The sequence below is a fragment of the Bradyrhizobium sp. WSM3983 genome, from assembly GCF_000473045.1.
Lineage (GTDB): Bacteria > Pseudomonadota > Alphaproteobacteria > Rhizobiales > Xanthobacteraceae > Bradyrhizobium.
Window position 1 is genome coordinate 123,568 of sequence record NZ_AXAY01000017.1, and the last position, 20,999, is coordinate 144,566.

Below are 20,999 nucleotides of genomic sequence, written 5' to 3' on the forward strand. Positions count from 1 at the left end.
GACTACCGCAGCAGGGTTGTACCAGCATGGGCGCCGGGAATCACCAAGAACGGCGCGGGTCATGACGTCGATGGCCGGGACAAGCCCAGCCATCGATGTGCGCCCAATCAGTCTGACTTCGGCGCCGGAACGGCGGCAGACGGCGCCGCGGCTTGCGGTGCGCGGCCGACAATGACAGTGAGGAGGCCCTGGCCCCACAGCCGCTTGGCAGCCGCCTTGGCGTCGTCCAGCGTGACCGTATCGACAATGGCGTTGCGCTTCTCGATATAGTCGATCGGGAGCTGATCATGCTGATATAGCAGCAGCTCATGGGCCAGCTTGGAGGAGGTGTCGAGCGCCAGCATCTGCGAGCCCTTGAGGTAGGACTTGGCGTCTTCGAGCTCCTTTTGCGTCGGGCCTTCCTCGGCGATGCGGTGTACCTCCTTCTCGATGGCGTCGAAGGTGTCGCCGGTGCGGTCGGCGCGCGTGCCAGTATTACCGATGAACAGCGCCGAATGCTCCATCCAGTGCAGCGATTCCGATACCGAATAGGCCAGACCCCGCTTCTCGCGGACTTCGCGAACGAGTCGCGAGGACATTCCGCCGCCGAGGATGTGGTTGACGACATAGGCCGCCATGAAGTCCGGATCGCTGCGCTTCACGCCGGGACCACCGAAGGTGATCACGGTCTGCGGCACGTCGAGCGGCACGAAGGCGCGCTGCGGCGGCTTTGCGGCCTCGATCTCCGGAACCGGCACCAGATTGGCCTTGGCTGGCAGGGCGCCGAAGGTGTTGTCGAGCAACTTGCCGAGAGTATCTGGATCGACGTCGCCGACGACCGCGACCTTCAGCGTGTCCTTGGCCAGCACGCGGCCGACATAATCCTTCATGTCGGCGACCGTGACGGTCGGCACGCTCTCCAGCGTGCCGTTGGTCTGCCGGCCGTAGGGATGATCGCCGAAGGCGATCTCCAGGAATTTGCGGGTTGCCAGCGACGACGGGTCGGTGGTCTGGTGGCGCAGACCGGCGATCACCTGCGAGCGAACGCGGTCGACATCGGCGGTGTCGAAATGCGGCGCTGTCAGCGCCATCCGCAATAGGTGAAAGGCCTCGTCCTTATTGTCGCGCAGCATGCGCAGGCTGCCCTGGAACCTGTCTTGGGTGGCACGGAAGCGCAGCTCGATGGCGCGGCGATCAAGACGCTCATGAAAGGTCTTGGAGTCGAAATCGCCGGAACCTTCGCCGAGGAGGCCGCTGACCAGGAAAGCGACGCCCGGCTTGTCCTTGGGACCCTGCGCCGAGCCGCCGGCGAAGGAATATTCAATGGCGATCAGCGGCACGGTCGCGTCCTGTACGAACCAGGCTTCTATGCCGCCCGGCGAGACCAGGCGCTGGACCTTTGCGGCGGCCTTGGAGGGCGAAACCGGAGCCAAAGCGAGCGCTGCGCCGGCGGCCAACGACAGGACGATGCGTCGGGCGTAAAGGATGGGATTGATCACAAACGTTTCTCCTCGCGCTTGGTGGTAGTCTTGGCGTTAGTCTTGGCGGTAGCGGTGTCCTTGATCAGATAGCCGGTGACCGAGCGCTTCTTATCGAGCCAACTTTGCGCAGCCGAACGGACCTGTTCGTCGGTCACGCCGCGGATTCGGTCCGGCCAGCTTCGAATGTCCTTGATCGAGAGCCCGGTGCTCAGCGCGCCGCCATACCAGCCCGCTAGCGCCGCCTGGTCGTCCTGGGCGTAGATCGCTCCTGCAATGAGCTGCGTCTTGACCCGCTCGAGGTCCTCGGCGCGGATTGGGCTCGCAACGATGTCGGCGATGACACCGTCGATGACCTGCTCGATATCTGCGAAGCTGACACCGGACTTCGGCGAGGCCGAGATCGCAAACTGGGTCGAGTCGAGCGAGATGCTGGAATAGCTGGCGCTGGCGGAGACCGCGAGCGGCTTGTCGACGACGAGCGCGCGGTAGAGATAGGAGTTGCTGCCGCTGCCCATCAACTGCGCGAGCACGTCGAGCGCGGCGTTCTCGCCGGCCGCGGCCGTCGTCGCCGAGGGCACCAGGTAGTAGCGGTGCAGGACGGGCTGCTCGACGCGCGGGTCGGACAGCGTGACCGTGCGCGGGGCTGCCGGTTCCGGCTCTTGCGGGCGGACGCGCTGCGCCGGGATCGCGGGCTGGGCCGGGATGGGACCGAAATTGCGTTCGACCAGCGCGCGGACTTCGGGGAGTTCGACGTCGCCGGCAATCACGACGATCGCGTTGTTCGGCGAATAAAAGCGGCGATAGAAGGCGAGCGCGTCCTCGCGGCCGAGCTTCTCAATCTCCCGATGCCAGCCGATCACGGGCCGGCCATAGGGATGATTGAGATAGAGCGCGGCCATGATCTGTTCGCTCAAGCGCTCATTGGGACTGTTGGCGACGCGCATGTTGTACTCTTCGAGCACGACGTCGCGCTCGGACAGTACGTTCTCGTCCTTGAGGATGAGGCCGTTCATACGGTCGGCCTCGAACTCCATCACCGTCGGCAGTTGCTCGCGCGGGACGTGCTGAAAGTAGCTGGTGTAATCAAGTGAGGTGAAAGCGTTTTCGTTGCCGCCGACGCGAAACACGGTCTTGGAAAATTCGCCGATCGGGTGCTTTTCCGTGCCCTTGAACATCAGATGCTCGAGAAAGTGGGCAAGCCCGGATTTGCCGGGCGTCTCGTCGGCGGAGCCGACCTTGTACCAGATCATCTCCGTGACCACGGGCGTGCGATGGTCCGGGATCACCACGATCTGAAGCCCGTTGCTGAGCGTGAAGCTGGCGGGCGGCGCCGACGTGAGCGTCGTCTGGGCAAGTGCGCTGCCGGTAGAAAGACTGCAACTCGTGAGCAGTGCAGCAAGAAGGTATGCCGCCGATCGGTCCGAGGACATCGAGATTCGTGTAAACATCCGAACCCAAAGATCCCAGGAGAAAACGCGGTAGAGCGCCCGGCTTTTGGCTCCAATATTGCCATCGACATAGTTCGTCAGTTGCTGGATCGGCATGGCTGTTCAAAAGCTCCATTGCAGTTCGTCAGGAAAGAGGAATGAGTGATGGGCGATTGTCATCTCTCGGCTGCTCTATACTCCCGGATGTTCCAATCGAGAGCCTGCGCGCTTCCGCAGGACCATGTCGGTCCAACGCGATGCGAATCTTCCAAAGCATTAGCCGTGCCAAAGAGGAAACTTCGCAAATACTAAAGGGCAGTTCGAACAAGCGATGTTGCGTCTCCAACATGGTCATGTATCGGACAACGCCAAATGTTGTTCATTTGCGTTCTGGATGTGTCGCCCTCTATCCTTGTATGATGCGCGCTCACTTCTGGTCTTGAATAGGCGGAGATGCGCAGCGCAACCCTTTGACAGACGTGATGCGAAGATTGTGCTGAACCGCCGGCGTTCTGACCCAAGTCGATGCTCCCATTGCATACGGCGCCCACTCAGGGTCACGGCACCGGACGGATAAAGATTGCTCATCACTAAAGTGACTTGGTAAACCACGCATCCTGGTAAACCGCGCAATGGACCCCCCGCGGTCGCACCGCAGAAGATCATGAACCAGCAACGACGCGCTGTCGTCGGCGTCAATTACTAACGTTGGTAGTTGACGGCGGTGCAGAATGCCGCGCGCGTCGCTAGTTTATGCCTACATCCATTTTGCAGCGTATCTGCTTGGGCCGACTATCCTTGCGGCGCCTTGCCGAAAATCTCTCCAATGCATGCGTCGGCGAATGAAAGCTAGGATGAAAGCGCCAAGGACCAACTGCTGCTCGTCGACGAGCTGAAGGCGCGGTGCCAACGTCAATGACCCAATCTGCGGAGCAGCGGTCACTTCGAAAGAAGGACTTGAATCGCATGCCGCGTTAGGTTGTAGGCTCGGTGTGGCGATCAAACCAATTGATGCAAGTCTCGATGGCGCATCGAAAAGTGCGCACCAATGCCAGCCCTGGGAGTGAACGGTGTCGAAAGCAAGATCGACGACAAGGGCGCAAGCCGGAAGGCCAACGCTCTCCGCTCCCGATGATGATCCCTATCTCTGGCTGGAAGAGATAGAAGGCGGACGCGCGCTGAACTTTGTCGAGCGGCAGAACGGCAGGACGTTGCGGGCCTTCGGCGGAGCGGCCTTCAAGCGGGATCGCGATGCACTGGCTTCGATCTATGCTCGACCGGACAATATTCCCTATGTCGGGCGGCGTGGCGACCATCTCTACAATATCTGGAGGGACGCCAGCAAGCTACGCGGCCTGTGGCGAGTGACCACATTGGACGAATTTCGTAAGCCGAATCCTTCCTGGGAAACCTTGCTCGATATCGACCAGCTCGCGGCAAAGGAAGGCGAGGACTGGCTTTTGAACTCAATTGCCTCGCTGCCAGGAGATCATCCACGAATCATTGTGAGCCTGTCGCGCGGCGGAAGCGATGCTGTCACTCTGCGCGAATTCGACCTTAATGCGAAAGACTTTGTGGTCGACGGCTTCACGTTGCCGGAAGCCAAGAGTGGCGTCACTTGGGTCGATCCCGACACGCTGCTGTTGTCCAGCGCACATGGCAGCGGCATGGCAACGACAGCGGGCTTTTCGAGGACCGTGCGATTGTGGCGCCGTGGCGAGCCTGTGGAGCGCGCCGCCGTGGTGTTCGAGACCACACCAGATCGCATGTGGGCCTGTTGCGAAGTCGATTGGACCGGACAATGGCCGCGTGTCTGGTTCTTCGATCACCTAGACTTCTTCAACGTCGACGTCTGGCTCGGAACCGAAACCGAGGGGAGTGTGAAGCTCGACCTTCCCTCCGACATCTGGCTGCGAGTGCACCGGGACTGGTTTGTGGTCAAGCTGCGCTCAGCATGGAGCATTGCCGGCGTTACCCACGGGCCCGATACTGTGCTTGGGATGTCGTTGTCTGCCTTTTTGGCCGGCGATCGCAACTTCACGATCGTGTTCGCGTCGGGTCCGCGCCGGGCACTGCAGGAATTGTTCTGGGCCGACGACAAACTCGTCCTTTCCATTCTCGACGAGCTACGCCCAGTATTCGAGACTTGCACGCCCTCATCCGCCGGCTGGAGCCACGAGAATTTGCGCGGGCTGCCCGGCATCGGCGTGGTCGACGTGTGGCCCTTCGATAACCATCCATCCGAAAGCAACGGCGACCTTCTCGCCACCGTGCAGGATCCGCTCACGTCACCTTCGCTGATGTTGATCGAACGCGGCATCTCCAGCCCGACCGTGCTGAAACAGGCGCCAAAGATGTTTAGCGCCGAGGGCTTTGTGGTCACGCAGCACGAGGCGACCTCGATCGATGGCGAGCGGATTCCCTATGTACAGACCGGTCCAGCCGCGGACAGCGGCAACGCGCCGGTCCATATGAGCGGCTATGGCGGCTTTGGGCTCTCAGTGAGGCCGTACTACAATCCGGCCCTTGGCAAGCTTTGGTTGGAGCGTGGTGGCACTACCGTACAGGCGAACCTGCGCGGTGGGGGCGAGTTCGGCACACGTTGGCACGACGCCGGACGGCTTGCCGGCAAGACACTATCGCATGATGACTTCGCGGCCGTGGCCGCCGATCTGGTGCGCCGCGGCGTGACTGAGCCGAGGCGGATAGCCGCCGAAAGTGGGTCGAACGGCGGCATCCTCATCAGCAATATGCTCACGCGCTATCCTGCGCGGTTTGGCGCATTGTTTTGCACGATTCCTCTGATCGACATGCGTCGCTACACAAAGCTGCTTGCGGGTGCGAGCTGGATCGCGGAATTTGGTGATCCCGACAAGCCTGAGGAGTGGGAATGGCTCAAAACCTATTCCGCTTATCATGCGGCCAAACCGGGCCAAAGCTATCCGTCGATTCTGATTGCGACCACGCGGCGGGACGATCGGGTTCATCCGGGGCACGCCCGCAAGATGGTAGCGAAACTGCAGGTGATGGGCTACGAGGCCTATTTCTACGAAGCAGCCGCGGGCGGCCACGGCTATGGCAGGGACCACAAGGAGCATGCCAGTTTTCAGGTGCTTGGTTTTCAGTTCCTGAAGAGGAAAATCGGCTGGTTGGACGATGAGGTCTAAGCGAGCTTCACCCTTAACCTATGGCGAGTGCTGATCGTGCGGGATTGAAATGTTGGGAGCAGACAAGAGAAGCAGTACCGTCACTGCTCCAGGCTCTGGCACTGGTCAGACATGTCGGTAGTGGCAGGCGGTGATGTTTTCACGCAGCAACAAACGATCCGTTCGTCGCAAATATAAGAAAGCTGGTTTTCCAACCAACACAAAAAAGAGTGCGTATTCGACTCGCGCCGTAGTTCATTCTCTGAGACTATCGGCCAATGGTTCGTTCATCGTGGCGCATCTGATGAGATGGAGGGACGCCTTCGACGAGTTCGACAACTCCGACCCACACGGCACCATCCGACGTGCGCGTCGTATTGTTGACCTAACTGACATTGCGTCCACATGCTGACTCCGCCGATCGCGCGTCGCATCAAACAGCCGCGGGCCTGCTCGCATCGAGCGAAATGCGACCTGCGTCAATCGGTCGCCAGTCTGACCGAGCTCATTTAGCTGGCCAAGTAAAGCAGGATACCACGAACGACACATAGGGTCGCTGGAGTGTGTCTGGTAGCCTTGTCGCGTTGGTCGAATAACGCTTTAGCCGTGAGGCCGGCTACGATCGAAACCTCGGCCAATCGCCGAGAAGGCGGATTTCATTAAATCTTGAGCCACCGTCAGCAAGCGAGGATATAGCGACCTCTCAAGGGTGTGAACGAAGGCGTCATTGGACCTTCAAGTTATCAGCATATCTGCTTTGGGTTGTTAGCTGCGGCAGCTCCGTTCCTGCCGCTGAGCTACATAGTGGAGGATGTGACATGGTGACGACTTGTGAGGTGTCGGTCGATGATGCCGCAACGGTGACTCGGATGGCTAGTGCTCTGCTTGCCGAACTTGGGGCCGGTCACGTGGAGGCCGGAGTAGATACTCAACTGGTTGCCGAACTGCTTGCCATGAAAGAGCGCATCTCGGGGTTTCTTGCTTTTGCGGAGGAACGCCCCGTCGGCCTCATCATGCTATCGGAAAGCGCCGCCCTCTTTGCCCGCGGAACCTATGGCATTATCACTGAGCTCTACGTGGTGCCGGATCAACGATCATCTGGTGTTGCGATGGCGCTCATCGATGCAGCCGTTACCCTTGGGACAACAAAAGGGTGGGGCCAACTCGAAGTAGGGGCGCCAAGGCAGCCGATGTGGAACCGCAGTCCCAGGTCAGCATTGTACTTGAAGCTCGGCTTCTCAGAGATTGGCCCGCGCCTAAAATTGCCGTTGCACGGCCTAGCTTGCCCACGAGGGCAGGCTAGCCCTCCGGCTCCAACCCGGCTGGAGCCTCGGCGGCGCCGCGCACCGCGACGCGGTATCCCGGATTCAACCGTTCCAACATTTGCATAAATTGTGTGTAGCACTTACGCAGATTGTGGCGGCTATATCGCGTCGTCAGGCGCGCTTGATCTCTCACCGGGCAAGGCAGACATGCCCATTGGTGTCTTGCGCGACCAGATCAGGTATAGGCGCTAGCTAAGCCCTTCGACGTTCTTGGTTAAAGCCCGCGAACGTGGGGGGCCTCAGCCGAGCCATCCTCACAAGAGCCAGAACTCCGACGGCGAGTTCTGTTCTGACAACTCTATTTCGGATTTGGCCGGCCTAGACGATCAATCGGCATCGGATCGATTCCTGCGCTGGCGTATGCGTAGGATATCCCCGTGGCGGCAGGGCGTGTCCTGATGCAATACCCAGCTCACGATGACAGCCTATGCACCGGTGGATTCCGGCAATGCGGGCCGCGGGCCGTGATCGAAAAGCTCGTCGGCAAATGATTGCGGATAGTTCGCATTCTTATCGACAGTTGTTCGATTTCCCTCAACCGATCAATCATGCTGCCAGATGGCGTTCTTCTTCGGGCGTCCGATCCCTCGAACGGAATCGCGTAAAGCGGAGGGGGCACGTCCCGAAAATGAATCAGATGCGAGTTAACGATTGCGCCACGCGCCATCGAGCTTCGTCAACGTAAGCCGCCCATTACGGCGATGAAATTACGCTCGAGACACGACTTGCAGCCTGCGTTTTTCTGTTCACGATGCAGCTTTTGTGCGTGAGTCTGCGTTTTGCGCAAGAAAGCGTTGAACGAGCGAGCCGGCGACGAGGAGCGCTGGGTTGCAGTCCCACGATCTCTTCATAAAGCTGACCATTCGGGGGCTAAAGCGCAAGCAGCAGCAGCATTTGACTGCGCGCAAAAATGCCGGCATTTCCAACAACGGGCTGAACTCGATGGACCGTCCGCGCAAGCCAATTGGATACTCAGATATGCAACAGCGAGGATTGAGCCCTGGTGTTGAACCGCTGCAAGGCTTTTTGCGGCGACGAAGGGCGGCGAGGAGACAGGCGCTCCTAATAGCGCTTGTCTGAAAGGAGATCACTGGAGCTGGACGAGCGCGATCTTGGCAAGATGGCACTCCCTTTGGCACCGCTCACTCGTCGGGTCGCAACTCCGGATCGTTCAGTTCCAGGGAAGTATGGGCTACGAGGCTCGCCGCGCCGGCTGGCAATGCCAAGCGATCGGACAAAGTTGCGCAAGGATGCGCTCTCGTTCCTCAGGATCTCTTGACCATCACCCTTTATCGCGTCACGAGAAAAACCAACACGGATGAGAATGGCAGGCTGAGGGATGACGAATGTGATTGATCAAGTGAGCAGCTTGGAACCACCGCCCGTCTTACACAGGTCGTCAAGACGGTTTGCGTCGTTTTTCGCGCTCGCGGCCGTATCCATCGGTCTGTGCGCCGGGGCAGCCTATTTTTGGACCAATCTCGAAGAAATTTTCGAGAAGCCGTCGGCTCGTGACGTCGTCCCAACGACAGGCCTGTCACCTGAAGATAGGGAGGCACTATTGGAGATTCGGTCCGAGCAGCAGAAGGCAAGTGATCAAATTGGAGAGATCAACCGTAACATCGGCGCGCAGCAAGACGATTTGAAACGCATGGCGGATCAGATCGAGGCGCTGACATCGAGAATTGAGTCGTTGCAGAAACCGACCGTCCCATCCTCCGTTCTTCTCGCTCCTTCTCCGCCGCCGCCAGCTGCACCCCTTTCGAGGTCGGCCAAGCGAGCGGTCCAACCCGCTAAACCAGAAGGGCCGGTCTCGGTCGGGGGCGCGCCACTGATCTCCGAACCGAGCACGAACCAGCGCTGATGTCAGGCGCTGCTTTTCTGGTGGACGGTTTTGCCGAAACGAAGACTGGCTGCGCGACGTCGGTCAACGAAATGGAGATCGAGGACGGGATCATCGGATCCATGTCTTCCGAGACGAGGATGTCCAGGCCTTCACCGACTTCGGTATGGCCTACTCATCAAGTTCGGCCGAATGGACAAGGAACTTCCCACGCGGCTCAAGCACTGCAGCAAGGATAGTCCAATCAGGCTGCGCCTCAGGCGATCTCATGCGATGCGGGACGCCTCCTGCAAAAAAATGCTCCGCATCCAAATGCTCGCCGGATCAGCGTTGTGAAGAGCAGGCCATTGGACTGCCTCGGTAAACGCAAAAACCGGCAACGGAGCTTGGATCGTTCGCAACGGCATTGTGTTCTCGAAATGCTTGAACATCCTCGATGGCATTGTCGCTATACGTTCAGTTCCCAATAGCAGAGGAGGGATCAGACTAAAGCCCGGCACAGCGACCTCAATACGAATCTTGAGATCGTGCTCGAGCAAGAGCCATTCGTCGAACGAAGGTCTGATCGTCCGGCCGAATTTGGCCGCAACCTGTCCAATCGACAGATATCGCTCCAATGAAAGCGGCTTGGCTAGCTGCTTGTTCTTGCGGCAGCCGACGTACACGTATCTTTCGTCAAACAACGGCATTTTGGGATGCGTACGCGACATGAACAATTCCGGACAAACCAGGAAGTCAATCTCACCGCGCCGGAGAAGCTGATCGGGGTCTTCTTCGGGCGGCAGCAAGTCGAAGGAGACGGCGGGAGCTTCCTGCGCGACGCGGTCCACGACCTTTCGAAGAAACACGGTCATCATGAAATCGGAAAGGATGATCCTGAAGCGACGATTCGATTCCGCCGGCTTGAATCCATCGGGCGAAATAATGGAGAGTTGGATGTGCGACAGAGCCTCGCGAATGGGGGCAGCAAGCGCTTCGGCTCGCGGCGTAGGAACAAGCTTGCGACCCATCATCGTAAAAAGCTCGTCGTGAAAATAGGTGCGCAACCTGGCCACGGCCGCGCTCATGGCCGGCTGACTCAGGTTGATTCGCCGCGCCGCCGCGGTGAGGTTCGGCTCCGTCATGAGAGCGTCGAACGCGACGAGAAGATTTAGATCAAGGCCGTTGAAACGCATGGCGCGAAGTTATCCCTCGTGTCGATGTGCTCCATCTAAACAATCGATTTTACCAACTCACGGGAGTCGCGGCAAACCTTGGATGGAGAGTTAGAGTCGAGACATAGCAGGATGATGACGAACTTCTGCACCTGCTCCGAGAGAAGTTCCAACTGTATGCGAGCGTCTAGTTTAGCACAGGGTCATTGCAGGCCCGTGTCGCTAGAGACTGCACAATATGCGAAGCGACAGGCGTTCGCCGGGGCGTGTACGGCAAACCTTGGTATAGTTATTCCAACCCTTCGTATATCGGCTACTTGCTTCCATAGAATCGAGAGGCCCTCCGACGTCGCTTTGGGTTTGCCGCGAAACGCGAGCAGGCGACTGCAGTCATCAACTGTATCTGCAAGCCGGCGAAGGAATCGCGAACCATTCCAGAATGCAGAAGGGTGCTTGAAATCCACATGCAATGACCGGTGATTGCAAGGCATGTGAAAGACCGAAATCGCTGTCTCATCGCGACCGCTGGACACAGGGCGGTCACGCGTGGCCACTGCAAACCACATAAACGTCGGACAACTGGGCATGTTTATGTGTGATCCTACGCCGGTTCAGCCGGTCACGTGCTCGGGGCGAACGCCCACGAGCTTCTCATAGAGCGCTGGGTCAGTCGCGCCCTCGGTATTGATTAGGAAGACACAGGCATTTGAATCGAGCCCGATCTCCGCGCGCAACGCTGGATCACCCGCCACCTTTGCCAATCCGGCGAGACCGACTGCGCCACTTTCGCCGGCGACGATCGCCGGATCGCCATCGACGGGATAAGCAAGCTCCTTCATCATCGCAACCGCCTCGTCGTCCTCGACGGTCATAAAGACATCGGCAACGCGCGAGAGAATGCGCCAGGCAACAAGTGATGGCTCGTAGCACTCAAGCATTGCCATAACAGTTGGTCTGTCGTGCGGCACCTTCACGATCTGGCCGGCCCTGGCACTCTCGAGAAGGCAGGCGGCTCGAGCCGGCTCGACCACCGTGAAGAAGGGTCTGTCCTTTCCGAATACAAGTGAAAAATGAGCGGCAGTCGCCGCGGCGATCCCTCCGACACCGGCCTGGATAAATACATGGGTCGGAGGTTTCGGCAGTGCGCCAAGGGCCTCACGAAGCAATGCTGTATAACCTTGCATGACGAGGCGAGGGATCCGTTCGTAACCCGGCCAAGATGTGTCGGAGACCACAATCCAGCCCCGTTCGCTGGCGATTTTCGATGCCGACGCAACGGAATCATCGTAATTGCCCTGAACACGTTCGATACGGGCACCATACCGCGCGATAGCTCGGCAGCGCTCATCGCTGACTCCAGCATGAACAAAGACGACGCAGCTTGCGCCGACGAGTTGGGCGCCTTGTGCGACCGATCGGCCGTGGTTTCCGTCGGTGGCGCACGTCACGGTCATACCCGCGGCGACGGTGGCGACCTCCGGCGAGCGCCACTCGGAAACGCCAACTGGACGGCCCCATCGTTGCGACGCGAGCCCAAGGACAAGCTGTATTACGGCATAGGCTCCCCCCAGTGCTTTGAAGCTACCGAGACCCAGTCGTTGCCCTTCGTCCTTGACGTAAATGGATCCGACATCCAGACGGCGCGCAACGGCAGGAAGTGAAACCATCGGGGTCGGGGCCGTCCCCTCTCGATGCTGGAGGAAGCGCCCTACCGCCAAAGCAGCCTCGAGGCCGAGAGCATCGGCGTCGGAAGAATCGAGCGGCGAGCGATAATCACTGAGCGTATTGCGGAGCAGCATGACGTTGTGTTGTGTTGACCAAATTCAGCGGCATACATACGACAGGGCATTGGCGAGGCGAGCGGTTCATTCCACCGGCATCAAAGAGCCAGCTTGCAGCCCGTCGAGACCGATTCTCCAATTCGGCGTACGTCACGATCTCACCGGTCGCCGTCATGATGAGGGCAGGGCGGTCCGGATTTGTCAGCGCGTGGGAGCCCGGATACATCAACACATCCCTGGATGTCGCCTTTCCAACGGAGAGGCGAAATATTGAATTCGAACGGAATTGCCGCGACCGAGCACCGAGGGCGCCCACCCCTGCTCGGGGGCTACTGGCTGCATCGATAGGCCAAGCGAGCTCTCTTCAGCTCTCGGCCTTGAACTGACTGCGATTCGAGCCTAGTCTTAAACTGACATTGACGTCATGTTACTGGATTCCGAGCTGGTGGTCAAGCAGCCGCGGCGCTATGGGTGGCAAATGCTGGAGACCGATTCTGCGTTGGAGCCGTTAGCCCCTGCCACGGCGAAGGGCGCGGCGATGCGTCAGCGCCTGCTGAACGCCTCGGCACGCGTATTCGCGCGCAAAGGATACGAGGCCACCCGGGTCCAGGACATCGTCAAGCTCGCTCGAACGTCTTACGGCAACTTCTACCGGCACTTCCGAAATAAGGACGAGATCCTGCTGGCCGTATTGCGGCCATTGGTCGACGAGATCTACGTTGCGAGTAAGCGAACGTCGGGCCGCTCATTGAAGGCAACCGAAGCCGAGTTCGTTGAGAATACGATCGCGTATCTCAAGATCTATGCCCAGCATCGCAAGCTGTTGCGTGTCATGCGTGAGGCGGCGGCTCGCGGCGAGAAAGCCACGTTTCTGTCGCTCTATGTCACGGAACGTAGCCGCTTCGTAAGGCGCACCGCGACCTGGCTGACACGGCTTCAGGGCTTGGGCGAACTCAGCCGTGAACTCGATCCTGAGATGGCTGCTGAAGTGCTTGGCGCCACCATGGAGCAGGTTGCCTATATGAAATTTGATCTCGCGTCGGAAGATCCAAGCGAGGCGGAGATCAAGCACATAGGGTCACACTGCGCAAAGGTCTGGTATCGAGGCGTGTTTGGTACCGCCAAAGACGACCTCGCCGCTCCCGGCTAGCATCCGTCTGCCATTGATGCGAGCGCGTGTGTCGCAGCCAAAAGACCGTATCCTGGTCAACTGCGCTAGCCTCGGCCCGCCCGGTAAGCCTATCGGTCGAGACGGCAGGGTGCTCCCGCTGCGAGACTTCGCCAGGACAATCAACATCAATCTGATCGGCAGCTTCAACATGCTATCGAAGTTTGCCGCCCGCCTTTCATACGGCCGAGCCGCTGGTGAGGAACGGCGCGTGATTATCAACACAGCCAGCGTTGCCGCATTCGATGGCCTGATTGGGCAGGCCACTTATGCAGTATCCAAGGGCGGAATTGTGGGAATAACGCTACCGCTTGCCCGTGAGTTCGTGCGCTACGGCATTCGGGTGATACCGAACCCAAAAACCTCTTTGACCAATCCACGCCTTACCCGGCTCGTACAATATTGGAGCCGGCGATGTCGAAACCGCGAAGTCGCCAATGACAACGGACCGTAAGAAGCATTTTGATAGCTATCCATTCTGTAGATGCGGTCCATCAACACAATCGATTTTACCAATCCTATAAGATCCCGGATAAGAAAGACGTCGGCTTGGAGAAGAGCCTTCGGCCAATCAGAACGGTGTTCGAACTTTTAGAGCTGGGGAATATTTTCGGTGCATGTCGAGCATCAAATCCAGCGCGTTTTCAGTCCGGCCACGTGCTTCGGCGGTTACATCGGCCGGTAGAGGCTGCCACTGTCGACGGAAGCTGGCGGAATACCCGCGTTCCGCCAAGACTGACTTCTGCCCGTTCGCCGAAAGCGGCCGGGCTTCCTTTGTGTGCCATGTACGAGCGACAGCTTCGAGATGGAAATCCTCTATCCAGCTATCCGCTTTGCCAATCTCTTGAGAAGGAGGCTGGGCCATGGCGCTTGGCTCTCAACGCATCAAATGATGCCGGCAGATAATGCGCCTCGCTGGTCGCCGATCTGCATCGAGTGTCATCGATCTTGGAGAGGCAACTTGCGTGATGTGTCCAGGCGGCGCTCCTACCGCGACAACACTGTAGTCATCCGAAGGGTCTGCACACACCAAGGCTCCCTGTTCATCACGCGCTCGCGCCTTACCGCCTGCTGCCGGCACATGCTTGTATTCGATCCTGCCCGCCCGAACCGCGCTTCGGCCGGGGGAGCTTGGATTGGCCAGCAGAATCCAAAGCACCCAAATCGGCAACAATCGTTGAGCACCTTCAATCGTAGGTCTCAAGAAAAGCGTAGCTGCTCTAAGAGCATTATTCTTCAAACCGGGGGATGTTGATCTGTATGTGTGGGATTGTAGGCATTCTGGGGCGCGAACCCGTTGCGGAGCGGCTGATCGAAGCGCTCACTCGGCTGGAATATCGCGGATACGATTCAGCGGGAGTCGCAACGCTCGACGGCAATCATCTTGAGCGCCGGCGTGCCGAGGGCAAGCTGAAGAATCTTGAGACCAGCCTGCGCGGCAATCCGCTAGCGGGTCACACCGGTATTGGTCATACCCGCTGGGCCACTCATGGCAAGCCCACGGAGTACAACGCGCATCCGCATACGACGGACAATGTCGCGGTCGTCCATAACGGGATCATCGAGAATTTTCGTGAGTTGCGCGCCGAGCTTGAGCAGAATGGGGCTAGATTTGTTTCCGACACTGACAGTGAGGTGGTGGCGCACCTGGTCGAATCCTATCTGCGGGAGTGCTACTCGCCCCAAAAGGCGGTGAAAGCCTCCTTACCGCGACTGCGCGGGATGTTTGCCCTGGTATTCCTGTTCAAGGGGCACGACGATCTCATGATCGCTGCACGGAAGGGGTCCCCGCTCGCGATCGGCTATGGCAATAACGAGGTGTATGTCGGTTCCGATGCCATTGCGCTCGCGCCGTTCACCGACGCCGTCACTTATCTTGAAGATGGGGATTGCGCCGTGCTTACCCGCAAGATCCACGTCATCTACGATTCCGAAGGGGCAGTCGCGCGCCGCGAGACGCTGAAATCGGGTGCGTCGTCGCTCCTGGTTGATAAGGCGAATTATCGACACTTTATGGCCAAGGAGATCCATGAGCAGCCGGAGGTGGTCCGGCAGACTCTGGCGCGCTATATCGACCCAGCCTGCGAACGCGTTGCTCTGCCGGTCGAGCTGCCGTTCGACTTCAGAGACGTCCGCCGCATCACGATCATCGCTTGCGGTACAGCGAGCTATGCTGGCAGCGTCGCGAAATACTGGCTTGAGCGCTTTGTCCGCGTGCCGGTCGAGGTCGACGTCGCCTCCGAGTTCCGCTACCGCGAATCTGCCATGGGCAGAGGTGATCTCGCGATCTTCGTGTCGCAGTCGGGCGAGACCGCGGATACGCTTGCTGCGCTCCGCTACGCCAAGGCGGAAGGCGCACACACACTTGCCGTCGTCAATGTACCAACATCGACCATCGCTCGCGAGAGCGAAACCGTGCTGCCGACACTGGCCGGCCCGGAGATCGGCGTTGCCTCGACCAAAGCCTTTACCTGCCAACTGATAGTGCTCGCGGTGCTTGGAGTCGCGGCCGCCAGGGCGCGCGGCGAACTGTCCGAGGATGAGGAGATCGACTTGGTGCGTGCCCTGGTGGACATTCCTCGCCTGATGGCGGCAGCGCTCACCACCGAACCGCAGATCGAGAGGCTTGCGCGGGACATCGCAAAAGCGCGCGACGTACTCTATCTCGGTCGCGGCACGAGCTTCCCGATTGCGCTAGAGGGCGCACTGAAGCTGAAGGAAATCTCCTACATCCATGCAGAGGGGTATGCTGCGGGCGAGCTCAAGCATGGGCCGATTGCGCTGATCGACGAGACCGTGCCAGTCGTGGTGATCGCACCGCATGACCGCTTATTCGAGAAAACGGTCTCGAACATGCAGGAGGTGGCAGCGCGCGGCGGCAACATTGTCCTCATGACCGATGCCAAGGGCGCTGAAGAGGCGACACTGGAGACGTCCACCACCATCGTCCTGCCGGACATGCCGGCCGTCTTCACGCCGATGGTCTACGCGATCCCCGTGCAGCTGCTAGCCTACCACACGGCCGTCGTGATGGGCACTGATGTCGACCAGCCGCGGAATCTCGCCAAATCCGTGACGGTCGAATAGGGAGGACAGGAGCCGTCGATCGCTTCTGGTCTTACTGGTCTAGAGAATTATGTCTGAGCATTCACGACTGGCCGGCGCCGCCAAGCCGAGGCTGTTAAAGGCGCCAGCTTCTGCCGCTCTCGCGTTGGAAGCTGGGGCGATGTGGAATAGGTCCGCGACACGCGCCTTCAGGAGGCCGACGACATGGTGGCTTCGCTTGCACCCTGCTTGAAAGTCCGCCCAGAAAGTCGACGCCCCCGCCAAGTTACCGGATAACAAAGGACTGTGAAGCAGGAGACGCAAGGGCCTGAAGCGGGCGACGAGATCGTCGCCGTCGGCCCGCTCCCTGCACTCGGGTGCGGCCGTAGCGACTTCGTCCAAAGCGGCACCGGCCATTCCAGCCCCCGCGCTGCTGATAACGCGCTCGCGTGATCCGGCCTGACGCCGGGTCACACCCACTCAAGCAGACGAATTCGAGATCGCCGAGATGGCCTTTACCGACATTTTCATCAAGCGCCCGGTCCTGTCGGTCGTCGTCAGCCTGCTGATCCTGCTGATCGGCCTACGCGCGGCGATGGTACTGCCGATACGGCAATATCCGAAGCTTTCGAACACGGTCATCAACATCACGACGGTCTACCCCGGAGCGTCTGCGGACCTGGTCCAGGGCTTCATCACCACGCCGATCGAACAGGCGGTCGGTTCCGCCGAGGGCGTCGACTATATCACCTCGTCCTCGGTGCTCGGCTCCTCGACGATCCAGGTCTACATCAAGCTGAACTTCGATCCGAACCAGGGGCTCACCGAGGTGCTCGCCAAGGTGAATTCGGTCAAATATCTGATCCCGAAGGAATCCAACGATCCGGTCGTCACCAAGACCACCGGCCAGACCACAGCGGCGATGTATATCGGCTTCTCCTCTGAGGAACTCTCCGGCTCGGCGATCTCCGACTACCTGACGCGCGTGGTGCAGCCGGTGCTGTCGACCATCGATGGCGTCGCGTCCGCCGATATCCTGGGTGGCCAGACTTTCGCGATGCGGTTGTGGCTTGACCCGGTGAAGATGGCCGGCCACAACGTGTCGCCGGCCGACGTCGCCTCGGCAATTGCTGCCAACAACTTCCAGTCCGCGGCGGGCCAGACCAAGGGCTATCTGATCGTCTCGAACATCTCGACGAATACCGACCTCGGTAACGTCGAGCAGTTCAAGAAGATGATCGTCAAAGCCAAGGATGGCGGCTTCGTGCGGATGGAGGACATCGCCTCCGTCGAGCTTGCTGCCCAGAGTACGGATGCGAGCGTCGCCTTCAACGGCGAGCACGCGATCTTCATCGGCGTGAACGCGACGCCGCAGGGCAACCCGCTGACGCTGGTGAAGGGCGTGCGCGCGCTGTTCCCGGAGCTCGAGCGTAATCTGCCGCCGTCGATGAAGATGAAAGTCGCCTACGATTCGACCAAGTTCATTCAGTCGTCGATCGACGAGGTCGAGAAGACGCTGGGCGAGGCCGTGGTCATCGTTATTGTCGTGATCTTCCTGTTCCTTGGCTCGTTCCGTTCGGTGATCATCCCGGTCGTCACCATTCCCCTGTCGATGATCGGTGTCTGCACACTGATGCTGGCGCTGGGCTTCAGCTTCAACCTGCTGACGCTGCTCGCCATGGTGCTCGCGATCGGCCTCGTGGTCGACGACGCCATCGTGGTGGTGGAGAACATTCATCGCCATCTGGAGGAGGGCCAGCCACCGGTGCAAGCGGCGCTGGAAGGTGCACGCGAGATCGTCGGGCCCGTCATCTCCATGACCATTACGCTCGCTGCCGTGTACGCTCCGATCGGCTTCCTCGGCGGCTTGTCTGGCTCGCTGTTCCGTGAATTCGCCTTCACGCTGGCAGGTTCGGTGGTCGTGTCGGGCGTCATCGCGCTGACGCTGTCACCGATGATGTGCTCGGTGCTGCTGAAGAATACCGAAGAAGGCCGGTTCGCAAAACTGGTGAACAGGGTGTTCGGCGCCATCACGCGTTGGTATGGCCACAGGCTCGACCGCTCGCTCGACTACAAGGCCGTCACCGGGCTGTTCGCGGTGACGATCCTCGGGCTCGTCGGTTTCCTCTACATTCATACCTCGAATGAGCTCGCGCCCGAAGAAGACCAGGGCATCGTGTTCGCGGTGATCAAGGCGCCGAAATACGCCAACATCGACTATGTCGATTTCTATGGCGACAAGCTCGACAAGAAATTTCAAAGCTTCCCCGAGACCGATCTGCGCTTCGTGCTGAACGGCATCAGCGGCCCTCAGAACGGTATCGCCGGCATGCTGCTGAAGCCATGGGATGAACGGCAGCGCTCCTCGATTCAGCTGAAGTCGCTGGTGCAGGCCGAGCTCAGCAAGATCGAGGGGGTCCAGGCGTTCGCCTTCAACCTGCCGCCGCTGCCGGGCGGGCCGGGCGGCCTGCCGGTGCAGATGGTGATCAACTCGACCGCCGGCTTCCAGGCCGTCTATGAGCAGATGGAGAGACTGAAGGACGCCGCGCGCAAGAGCGGCATGTTCATCGTCTCCGACAGCGACCTCGCCTTCAACCAGCCGACCGTGAAGGTGAACGTCGACCGCGCCAAGGCGCAGGACCTCGGCATCAACATGCAGAACATCGGCAGCGCGCTCGCGCTCCTGGGCGGCGGCAATTACATCAATCGCTTCAACCTGGAGGGTCGTTCCTATCAGGTGATCCCCCAGGTACCACGCGCTCAGCGGCTCTCGCCGGAATCGCTCGGCGGCTACTACGTGTCGACCAACACCGGCCAGCAAGTGCCGCTATCGACGGTGGTGTCAATCGAAACCTCGACCGCTCCGAATTCGCTGACGCACTACAACCAGCTCAACTCGGCGACGTTCTCGGCCGTGCCGATGCCTGGCGTGACCGTCGGCCAGGCCGTTGACTTCCTTGAAGGCGAGGCCAAGAAGCTGCCGCAGGGCTTCAGCCACGACTATCTGGCCGATAGCCGGCAGTACGTTCAGGAAGGCAATCAGCTCGCGATCACCTTTGGCTTCGCGCTGGTCATCATATTCCTGGTGTTGGCGGCGCAGTTCGAGAGCTTGCGTGACCCGCTGGTGATCATGATCTCGGTGCCGATGGCGATCGTGGGCGCGCTGATCCCGCTGTTCTTCGGCGTGGCGACCATGAACATCTACACCCAGGTCGGTCTGCTGACCCTGGTGGGCCTGATCACCAAGCACGGCATCCTGATGGTGGAGTTCGCCAACGAGCTTCAGATCAATGAGCGGCTGGACCGCCGCTCCGCCATCGAAATGTCCGCCCGCATCCGCCTGCGGCCGATCCTGATGACCACGGCGGCAATGGTGACCGGTCTGATCCCGCTCCTGACCGCGACCGGTGCGGGTGCGGCCAGCCGCTTCTCGATTGGTCTCGTGGTCGTGGCCGGCATGTCGATCGGCACGCTGTTCACGCTGTTCGTGCTGCCGGCCGTCTACGTCGTGCTGGCGACGGACCATCGCGCTGCGGCCGATTGCGAGCGGAACAAAGAGGTCAACGATCTCGACCTCGGCGCCAAGGCGCTGCGGCTGACCTGAGGTCCGCTCGATTGAAGATGCAAAGCGACAATGGTCATTGCCAGGGCGCATTCGCGCGGACGCAAGCGTCAGTTTATAGCGGAGATGAGGCCGCTGCTACTGGGCAGGCGCTGCGCCACGAGATAGTTGTTCGATTGAGGCAGCGACCTCGACGACTCACCCAAGGGGTCGACTACATGCTTCAACCGGTTGGCTCGATTGACACGCCTCTCCGGAAGCTGCGAACGTCCGACCGTTCGGGCTGAAAGGCCTCAACTAGAACTGGCACGGCGCTCGCAGGATTGCTGTCGCCACATACGAAAACATCAACGGCCGCGTAGGACCTCTCAGGCCAAGTATGCAAAGTCATGTGCGATTCAGCCAACAAGGCTATTGCCGAGACGCCGTGGCCTGGACAAAATTTATGAACATGAAGGTGGAGCAATGTCGCACTCGCCGCATGGATGGCTTTTCGGATTGCGTCTTCCGCAAGGTCCGGATCATCGAGGTTCTTCGCTCCCCATAGCTCGATGAGCATATGCGTCGCACCGGTGGCCAGACCCGGTGGTACTTCTTGTTCGTTATCAATAATCATTAAGAAATCTCCATTGAATTGACGACTCGATAACATGAGCGGCGTGTTTTGCCGGTAGGTTCATGACCTCAATGCCGCATCAAGGACTTGGCGTCTCAAAGGCACAAGTCAGTTGCTCGCAATCGGTGTTACCGCTTGGGCGCCGTAGGGATCCGCAGCCCGGCGAGCGCCAAGCCCGCTTTCGTGAGGAGAGCACCAAACCATGATCCAGGCACCCGTTGGTTGCGGGTGCCATGCAGACTGACGCGTGTCGACTACAAGATCCGGTAGGTGCCAACGTAAATTTGAGGTCCTAGCGTCGGGCCGTGTTCCCCTGACCTCATCGAGGAAACAGTGGTGAACGCAAAGGACGGGAAGCCAAGAAACGGACAAACGGTACATCGTGGCTCGCCGATACCGGGGGCTACACAATTGCATACCCTCAATCAGGATCATCGGTGTTCTGATTTAAGGGCGGCCAGAAGGGATGAAG

At 59.6% G+C, this 20,999-nt stretch carries 14 protein-coding genes; 8 read left to right on the top strand and 6 right to left on the bottom strand.

Annotated elements, in window-relative coordinates:
- Window positions 1-107: 107 nt before the first annotated feature.
- Together YUA_RS0124140 and YUA_RS0124145 are read right to left on the bottom strand one after the other, a co-directional pair.
- Window positions 108-1,475: a pitrilysin family protein gene (locus YUA_RS0124140; protein WP_035971813.1), complete on the bottom strand. Its 1,368-nt coding sequence runs from the start codon at window positions 1,473-1,475 to the stop codon at window positions 108-110.
- On the bottom strand, window positions 1,475-2,890 hold the full coding sequence (locus YUA_RS0124145; protein ID WP_027532997.1) for a pitrilysin family protein: 1,416 nt from the start codon (window positions 2,888-2,890) through the stop codon (window positions 1,475-1,477). Before YUA_RS0124145 ends, YUA_RS0124140 begins: the two co-directional genes overlap by 1 nt.
- A gap of 1,067 nt (window positions 2,891-3,957) precedes the next feature.
- On the opposite strand from YUA_RS0124145, the gene YUA_RS44920 reads away from it, so the two are divergent.
- From YUA_RS44920 to YUA_RS0124160, 4 genes are all read left to right on the top strand, one after another.
- Window positions 3,958-6,054, top strand: a complete 2,097-nt coding sequence (locus tag YUA_RS44920) for a prolyl oligopeptidase family protein (RefSeq protein WP_051383362.1) — start codon at window positions 3,958-3,960, stop codon at window positions 6,052-6,054.
- A 932-nt stretch (window positions 6,055-6,986) separates the two neighbouring features.
- Window positions 6,987-7,424, top strand: a complete 438-nt coding sequence (locus tag YUA_RS48615) for a GNAT family N-acetyltransferase (protein ID WP_256375383.1) — start codon at window positions 6,987-6,989, stop codon at window positions 7,422-7,424.
- Window positions 7,425-8,186: 762 nt separating this feature from the next.
- Complete coding sequence (locus YUA_RS50165; RefSeq protein WP_156947214.1) at window positions 8,187-8,438, top strand: hypothetical protein; 252 nt, start codon at window positions 8,187-8,189, stop codon at window positions 8,436-8,438.
- Between the two features lie 259 nt (window positions 8,439-8,697).
- Window positions 8,698-9,222: a hypothetical protein gene (locus tag YUA_RS0124160; protein ID WP_027532998.1), complete on the top strand. Its 525-nt coding sequence runs from the start codon at window positions 8,698-8,700 to the stop codon at window positions 9,220-9,222.
- 245 nt (window positions 9,223-9,467) lie between these two features.
- Here YUA_RS0124160 and YUA_RS0124165 read toward each other — a convergent pair whose 3' ends face one another.
- Together YUA_RS0124165 and YUA_RS44925 are read right to left on the bottom strand one after the other, a co-directional pair.
- Window positions 9,468-10,376, bottom strand: coding sequence for a LysR family transcriptional regulator (locus YUA_RS0124165; RefSeq protein WP_027532999.1), 909 nt, complete (start codon window positions 10,374-10,376; stop codon window positions 9,468-9,470).
- 590 nt (window positions 10,377-10,966) lie between these two features.
- A complete protein-coding gene (locus YUA_RS44925) occupies window positions 10,967-12,154 on the bottom strand; it encodes a diaminopropionate ammonia-lyase (protein ID WP_035971744.1) in 1,188 nt (395 codons plus the stop codon).
- A gap of 406 nt (window positions 12,155-12,560) precedes the next feature.
- On the opposite strand from YUA_RS44925, the gene YUA_RS44930 reads away from it, so the two are divergent.
- Both YUA_RS44930 and YUA_RS48620 read left to right on the top strand, forming a co-directional pair.
- Window positions 12,561-13,286, top strand: coding sequence for a TetR/AcrR family transcriptional regulator (locus YUA_RS44930; RefSeq protein ID WP_051383363.1), 726 nt, complete (start codon window positions 12,561-12,563; stop codon window positions 13,284-13,286).
- A 16-nt stretch (window positions 13,287-13,302) separates the two neighbouring features.
- Window positions 13,303-13,758, top strand: coding sequence for an SDR family NAD(P)-dependent oxidoreductase (locus YUA_RS48620; RefSeq protein ID WP_084292828.1), 456 nt, complete (start codon window positions 13,303-13,305; stop codon window positions 13,756-13,758).
- Between the two features lie 117 nt (window positions 13,759-13,875).
- Here YUA_RS48620 and YUA_RS50170 read toward each other — a convergent pair whose 3' ends face one another.
- On the bottom strand, window positions 13,876-14,169 hold the full coding sequence (locus YUA_RS50170; RefSeq protein WP_156947215.1) for a hypothetical protein: 294 nt from the start codon (window positions 14,167-14,169) through the stop codon (window positions 13,876-13,878).
- Window positions 14,170-14,564: 395 nt separating this feature from the next.
- Here YUA_RS50170 and glmS point away from each other — a divergent pair, with 395 nt between their 5' ends.
- Window positions 14,565-16,391, top strand: a complete 1,827-nt coding sequence (gene glmS / locus YUA_RS0124190) for a glutamine--fructose-6-phosphate transaminase (isomerizing) (RefSeq protein ID WP_027533002.1) — start codon at window positions 14,565-14,567, stop codon at window positions 16,389-16,391.
- Window positions 16,392-16,857: 466 nt separating this feature from the next.
- Window positions 16,858-19,953, top strand: a complete 3,096-nt coding sequence (locus YUA_RS0124200) for a MexW/MexI family multidrug efflux RND transporter permease subunit (RefSeq protein WP_027533004.1) — start codon at window positions 16,858-16,860, stop codon at window positions 19,951-19,953.
- 181 nt (window positions 19,954-20,134) lie between these two features.
- Here YUA_RS0124200 and speD read toward each other — a convergent pair whose 3' ends face one another.
- Window positions 20,135-20,527, bottom strand: coding sequence for an adenosylmethionine decarboxylase (gene speD, locus YUA_RS0124205; RefSeq protein WP_027533005.1), 393 nt, complete (start codon window positions 20,525-20,527; stop codon window positions 20,135-20,137).
- Window positions 20,528-20,999 lie beyond the last annotated feature (472 nt).

Bases quoted from the DNA above. Each gene is read 5' to 3' on its own strand.
- glmS (WP_027533002.1), top strand. From the start codon at position 14,565: ATGTGTGGGATTGTAGGCATTCTGGGGCGCGAACCCGTTGCGGAGCGG.
- YUA_RS0124145 (WP_027532997.1), bottom strand. From the start codon at position 2,890: ATGTCCTCGGACCGATCGGCGGCATACCTTCTTGCTGCACTGCTCACG.
- YUA_RS48620 (WP_084292828.1), top strand. From the start codon at position 13,303: ATGCGAGCGCGTGTGTCGCAGCCAAAAGACCGTATCCTGGTCAACTGC.
- YUA_RS48615 (WP_256375383.1), top strand. From the start codon at position 6,987: ATGAAAGAGCGCATCTCGGGGTTTCTTGCTTTTGCGGAGGAACGCCCC.
- speD (WP_027533005.1), bottom strand. From the start codon at position 20,527: ATGATTATTGATAACGAACAAGAAGTACCACCGGGTCTGGCCACCGGT.
- YUA_RS0124200 (WP_027533004.1), top strand. From the start codon at position 16,858: ATGGCCTTTACCGACATTTTCATCAAGCGCCCGGTCCTGTCGGTCGTC.
- YUA_RS0124160 (WP_027532998.1), top strand. From the start codon at position 8,698: ATGACGAATGTGATTGATCAAGTGAGCAGCTTGGAACCACCGCCCGTC.
- YUA_RS44930 (WP_051383363.1), top strand. From the start codon at position 12,561: ATGTTACTGGATTCCGAGCTGGTGGTCAAGCAGCCGCGGCGCTATGGG.
- YUA_RS50170 (WP_156947215.1), bottom strand. From the start codon at position 14,169: ATGGCCCAGCCTCCTTCTCAAGAGATTGGCAAAGCGGATAGCTGGATA.
- YUA_RS44925 (WP_035971744.1), bottom strand. From the start codon at position 12,154: ATGCTGCTCCGCAATACGCTCAGTGATTATCGCTCGCCGCTCGATTCT.
- YUA_RS0124165 (WP_027532999.1), bottom strand. From the start codon at position 10,376: ATGCGTTTCAACGGCCTTGATCTAAATCTTCTCGTCGCGTTCGACGCT.